Origin of the sequence: Azoarcus sp. TTM-91 (assembly GCF_012911025.1) — a bacterium.
GTDB lineage: Bacteria > Pseudomonadota > Gammaproteobacteria > Burkholderiales > Rhodocyclaceae > Azoarcus.
Genome location: NZ_WUEI01000184.1, coordinates 1 through 5,614 on the forward strand (window position 1 = coordinate 1; position 5,614 = coordinate 5,614).

6 protein-coding genes are annotated in these 5,614 nt (G+C 69.2%); 5 read left to right on the plus strand and 1 reads right to left on the minus strand.

The genetic code is table 11. The features are described from left to right. Positions 1-906, minus strand: a 906-nt coding sequence (locus GRF61_RS23065) for a sulfurtransferase (protein ID WP_211166159.1), incomplete at its 3' end; no start/stop codon positions are given. Positions 907-1,250: 344 nt separating this feature from the next. Here GRF61_RS23065 and GRF61_RS23070 point away from each other — a divergent pair. The 5 genes from GRF61_RS23070 to GRF61_RS23090 form a co-directional block, all read left to right on the plus strand. After that, a complete protein-coding gene (locus tag GRF61_RS23070) occupies positions 1,251-2,225 on the plus strand; it encodes an ABC transporter substrate-binding protein (RefSeq protein ID WP_169152965.1) in 975 nt (324 codons plus the stop codon). A 327-nt stretch (positions 2,226-2,552) separates the two neighbouring features. Continuing rightward, entirely contained in the window at positions 2,553-3,416 is an 864-nt protein-coding gene (locus GRF61_RS23075) for an SPFH domain-containing protein (protein ID WP_133587574.1), read from the plus strand. A gap of 75 nt (positions 3,417-3,491) precedes the next feature. Beyond that, positions 3,492-3,671 (plus strand): Arc family DNA binding domain-containing protein, encoded by a 180-nt coding sequence (locus GRF61_RS23080; protein WP_133587576.1) that lies wholly within the window; start codon positions 3,492-3,494, stop codon positions 3,669-3,671. After that, the gene (locus GRF61_RS23085) at positions 3,668-5,203 is read left to right on the plus strand and encodes an alpha/beta fold hydrolase (RefSeq protein WP_211166160.1); all 1,536 of its coding nucleotides are present in this window, start codon (positions 3,668-3,670) and stop codon (positions 5,201-5,203) included. The genes GRF61_RS23080 and GRF61_RS23085 overlap by 4 nt, the downstream gene beginning before the upstream one ends. 232 nt (positions 5,204-5,435) lie before the next feature. Next, a partial coding sequence (locus GRF61_RS23090; RefSeq protein ID WP_211166161.1) for a class II glutamine amidotransferase occupies positions 5,436-5,614 on the plus strand: 179 nt, incomplete at its 3' end.

Here is a 5,614-nt window from a genome sequence, read left to right on the forward strand (position 1 = left end):
GCCCCAGACCGTCCCCGCCAGATTGGTCACCGGCACCCCGACGGCATTGCCGTACTCGGTCCAGGAGCCATCGTAGTTGCGCACCTCGTAGCCCAGCAGCTTGGTCAGCGCGAACCAGGTGTGGCTGGAGCGCTCGCCGATGCGGCAGTAGGTGATGATGGGCTTGCTGCCGTCTATGCCCTTGGCCGCGTAGACCTTGCGCAGCTCTTCCACCGGCTTGAAGGTGCCGTCGGCCGCCACCGCCTCGCCCCAGGGCACGTTCACCGCGCCGGGCACGTGGCCGGCGCGGATCGCCAGTTCCTGCACGCCGGCCGGGGCGAAGATCTTGCCCTGGTATTCGTCGGCGGAGCGGATGTCCACCAGCGCCGCATCGCTGCGCTTCTCGGCGGCGGCCAGCACGTCCGGCAGGCGGGCGCGCAGCTTATCGTTCACCTCCACCACCCGCACATTGCCCGGCGCCGGCGCCTTGGCCACCGCCGCCAGCGGGCGGTTCTCCGCTTCCCACTTCTTGCGGCCGCCATCCAGCAGCTTCACGTTCTTGATGCCATACACATCGAACACCCACGCGCCCCAGGCAGCGAACCAGTTGTTGGTATCGCCGTAGAGGATCACGGTGGAGTCGGTGGACACACCGGCGGTGCGCAGCAGCTTCTCGAAGTTTTCCTTGCCGACGATATCGCGGCGCACCGGATCGACCAGATCGGTATGCCAGCTGAAATTCACCGCGCCCGGCACATGGCCGCGCTCGTACACGCCGGGGTTCACGCTGACCTCGATGATCCTGAGCTTGGGATCGTTCAGGTTCTTCTCCAGCCATTCGGTGGAGACCAGCACATCCGCCGGCGCCGCCAGGGCAGCCTGCAGACCGGCCAGCACCAGCACACCCGCGACCAGCAATTTCCTCACGCTTCTCATCTCCCGGACTCCACTCGATATTTTCGGAAGCCGCACTTTGCCCAAGGCGGACAGCCAAGCGGAACCAAGGAAATCAGATATCGAAATCACATGTGCTGAAGCTGGACTGAATGTGTACTGAATGCGCAAGCGGCTGATTTGCTTAGCAGGATTTGCCCGAAGGCGGCGCGGGCTTTCTGTCTAGGACGGCGCGCCGGAGTGGGCGCGGAGAGCGCTTGCCCCCGCACACGGCCGGACTCTGCCTGCGTGGCCGGACATGCATCAGCGGCCACGTATCCAGCATGAACACCCGCAGCGTTTCCCCCCAATCCAGAACAAAGCCAGCCCCTGAGACGATGAAGACGACCAATCCCCTGCGCCGCCGCGCCACCCGCCTGCTGCTGTCCGCCCTCGCCCTGCTGCCCGTGCTTTCCGCCGCACCAGCCTTCGCCGCCGGGCAGGTGGTACTGCAGGTGGGCGACCAGAACTACTACAACATCCGCGCCTCGGTGGAGGCCGCCAATGCGCTCGAGGGCGCCAGCTACCGCGTCGAGTGGAAGCACTTCCAGGCCGCCGCGCCCATCGCCGAGGCGCTGGACTCCGCCGCGCTGGACCTCGGTTTCCTCGGCGATTCCGGCCTGCTCTTCCTCGCCGCCAAGGGCGCGCCGGTGAAGGTAGTGGGCGTGTCGCGCCAGAACCAGGACGGCGTCGCCCTGCTGGTGGCCAAGGATGCACCCTACAAGACCCTGGCCGACCTCAAGGGCCGCAAGGTGGCGATCTGGCCGGGCGCATGGAGCCAGCAGCTGGTCCACCGCGCGCTGGAAAAACAGGGCCTGCCACAGGACTACGTGGAGTTGGTGAAGGTGATGCCGATAGACGCCAGCGCCGCGCTGCAGGGCGGCAAGATCGACGCCTTCCCGGTGTGGGAGCCCTACATCTCCCAACTGGTCGTCAGCGGCCAGGCGCGCCCGCTGCTCACCGCCAAGGGGCTGATGCCGGCCATCAGCACCATCGCCGCCAACGCCGATTCGGCCAAGGCCAAGCGCGAGGCCATCGCCGACTTCCTGCTGCGGGTGAAACGCGCGCGGGAGTGGGTGAACACCCACCAGGAAGACTACGCCGCGCGCTGGGCCCGCACCGCCAAGCTGGAACCGGAAACGGTGCAGCACTGGTTCGCCACCGCGCGCATGGTGATCGAGCCGGTGAACGACGCCGCGATGGCCGACCTGCGCGACACCGCCGACTTCCTGCGCAAGTCCGGCGCCATCGCGACCCCGCTGGATATCGACAAGGTGGTGGACCGCAGCTTCGGGGCCGCGCTGGCGCCTTGAGCCTGGTGGTTCTATAGCCGGGTTCCGGATCGCGGGCCGCGGAGCGCTGCAAGGCAGCGTCCAGTCCGGACCGGCAAAGCGGCCTGCCCCGCTTCCTTGACGGGGCAGGGATGGCACCGGCTCCTGCTCGCCCACCGGAACGCGCAGCGGCAAGCCACAGGGCCGGTGCTTCAAGAGCGGGCAGCATTCCGCAAGGCGGCCCCACAGCCGCCCCTGCGGGCGGCGACGCTGCGGTCCCGCGCCCCATCCCTTCACGCCGATGCCCTCGCCTTTCTTGACGGCTGATATCAATTTGATATCGTTCACACCACACTTCAAGGAAAGGCCATGAAAGAAACCGACGCTCGCTCCCTGTCCGGCATTCCCGTTCTGCTGGTGCTCATCGTGCTGTTGCTGACGGGCCTCTGGCTCATCGCGCAAGCGGCGGCCGGCCACCGCGGGGTGCTGGTCCTGCCCGCGCTGGGCTTGGTTCCCCTCAGCATTTTCGGCCTTACCGGCCTGTACAAGGTCGAACCCAACCAGGCTGCGGTGCTCAGCCTGTTCGGGCGCTATGTGGGCAGCGTGCGGAATGAGGGCCTGAACTGGAGCAATCCATTGTTCGCCAAGAAGAAGGTGAGCCTGCGGGTACGCAACTTCGAAAGCGGCAAGCTCAAGGTGAACGACCTCGACGGCAACCCGATCGAGATCGCCGCCGTCATCGTCTGGCAGGTCGCCGACTCGGCGGAGGCGGTGTACAACGTGGACAACTACGAGAGCTTCGTGCAGATCCAGTCGGAGTCCGCGCTGCGGGCGATGGCCTCCGCCCACCCCTACGACCAGCATGAAGACGGCAAGGTCTCGCTGCGCAGCCATCCGCAGGAAGTTTCGCAGAACCTGCAGGAGCAGATCGCCGAGCGCCTGGGCCGCGCCGGCGTGGAGGTGATCGAGGCCCGTATCAGCCACCTCGCCTATGCGCCGGAGATCGCCCAGGCCATGCTGCAGCGTCAGCAGGCGGCGGCGGTGGTGGCCGCGCGCAGCCACATCGTCGCCGGTGCCGTCGGCATGGTGGAAATGGCCCTGGCCGAGCTGCAGAAGAGCGGCACGGTGGTGCTGGACGAGGAGCGCAAGGCCCACATGGTGAGCAATCTGCTGGTAGTGCTGTGCGGCGACCGCGGCACCCAGCCGGTGGTGAACGCCGGCAGCCTGTACTGATATGCGGACCGACCGCGCCGGCCGGCGCGGCCGACCGCCCTGTTGCCCGCCCCGTCGACTGCCGGAAACACGCCGATGAGCGAGAAGAAGGCCTATCCCCTGCGCATCAACGCCCGCATCCTGGAAGCGATGCAGCAATGGTCGGACGACGAACTGCGCTCGCTCAACGCCCAGATCGAATACGTGCTGCGCGACGCCCTGCGCAAGGCCGGCCGCCTGCCGCGGCCGGAAGAGAACAAGGAGGAGAAGGAATGAGCCGGCGAACGAGCGTGGAGGTGAAGCCGGACCAAAGCAGCATGGCGACGGTGGCGGCCAAGGTAGGCCACCGCGCGAAAGCCCTCGGCCTGTCCTTCACCGCGGTAGCTGACGCGCGCGCGCCAGCACGTACCACGGCCGTCGCAACCCGCTTCCGCAACCACCGCCCCGCCCTGCGCAGATTGCTCGCCGGCGCCCTCCTGCTCGCCGTTCTGCCTGCCATGGCCGCTTCCTCTACCGACACACAGCCACCTCCCGCAAGCTCCGCCGCCACACCCGACGCCGCGCACGCCACCACCCTCGCCCAGCGCCTGCTGGACCACCTGGACGCCGGCGACTACGCCGCCGCCGAGGCGATGTTCACCCCGCGCCTCGCCGCCAGCGTGCCGGCCGCCATGCTTAAGAACATCTGGGAAGGCCTGCCCCGGCAGCTGGGCGCGGCCCAGGGGCGCGGCGCCACCAGCGTCGAGGCCGGCGGCCGCGGCCAGCGGGTGGAGATTCCGCTGCGATATGCCGGCGGTGAGCTGCTCGCCCGCATCGGCGTGGACGGCGGGCAACGCATCGGCATGTTCCTGCTGCAGCCCCTCACCTCGCCTTCGCCCTTGCCGCCAGCCGCGGACGCGCCCTATACCGAACGCGACTTCACCCTGGCCACCCAACGCGGCGAGCTACCCGGCACGCTGGCGCTGCCGCGCGGCGACGGCCCCTTCCCGGCGGTGGTGCTGGTGCATGGCTCCGGCCCGCACGACCGCGACGAAACCCTGGGCCCCAACCGCCCCTTCCTCGACATCGCCCGCGGCCTCGCCGCCCACGGCATCGCGGTGCTGCGCTACGACAAGCGCACCCGGGCGCGGCCGCAGGATGCCGCCCAGCCCGGCTTCGGCATAGACGACGAAACCACCAGCGACGCGGTGGCCGCCGTCACAGCGCTGCGTGCCACGCCCGGCATCGCTCCCGGGCGCGTGTTCGTGCTCGGCCACAGCCTGGGCGGCATGCTGGCGCCACGCATCGGCCTGCGCAGCGAAAGCGCCGGCCTCATCCTGCTGGCCGCGCCCTCTCGGCCGCTGCTGGACGTGCTGCTGAACCAGTGGCAGAACCTCGCCGCCAACGCCCAGGGCCCGGTCCGGCAGCAGGCGGAAGCCGCCATCGCCGCGCTGCAAAGCGGCATCACCCGCCTGCGCGCCGGCGCCCCCCTGCCGGACGCCGACAGCCCGCTGGGCATGCCGGCCGACTACTGGCGCAGCGTGGATGCGGTTCACATGGTCGACGATGCCCGCCAGGTCCTGGCCGGTGGCCGCCCGCTATTGCTGTTGCAGGGCGGCCGCGACTTCCAGGTGATGGACGCCGACTGGCAAGGCTGGCAGCAGAGCCTCGCCGGCCAGCGCGGCGCCAGCTTCCGCCACTACCCGGCGCTGGACCACCTCGGCATCGCCGGCACCGGCCCGGGCACGCCGGCGGACTACGAGCGGCCCGGCCATGTGGATGCAACGCTGATAGACGACGTCGCCGGCTGGATCCAACAGCAACGTTGAGAAAAGTACCGCCGCGCCCCGGCCGAGGAATCGGCCGCTGCACAGGCCCGGGTGCTTCAATCGCGGGCTCTCCACACGACCGGAGCCGCCACCCCTTTCGCCCCGGGCCCCGCGGCACCGTCCAGCCCCAAGCCGGTATTACTCCCCGCGATATCCAATCCAGGATTTCTTGGTTGGCCGCCCGCAGGCGGCGCGCCACCATGGCGACGTCCCGGCCCCCGTGAGCAACGCCATGTGCCAGCTCCTCGGCATGAATTGCAACAAACCCGCCAGCCTGCACTTCTCGCTGGAAGGCTTCGTGCGCCGCGGCGGCGAGACCGACGAGCACGCCGACGGCTGGGGCCTGGGTTATTTCTGCGACGGCGGTGCGCGGGTGTTCCGCGACCACCGCCCTTCCGCCCACTCCCCCGC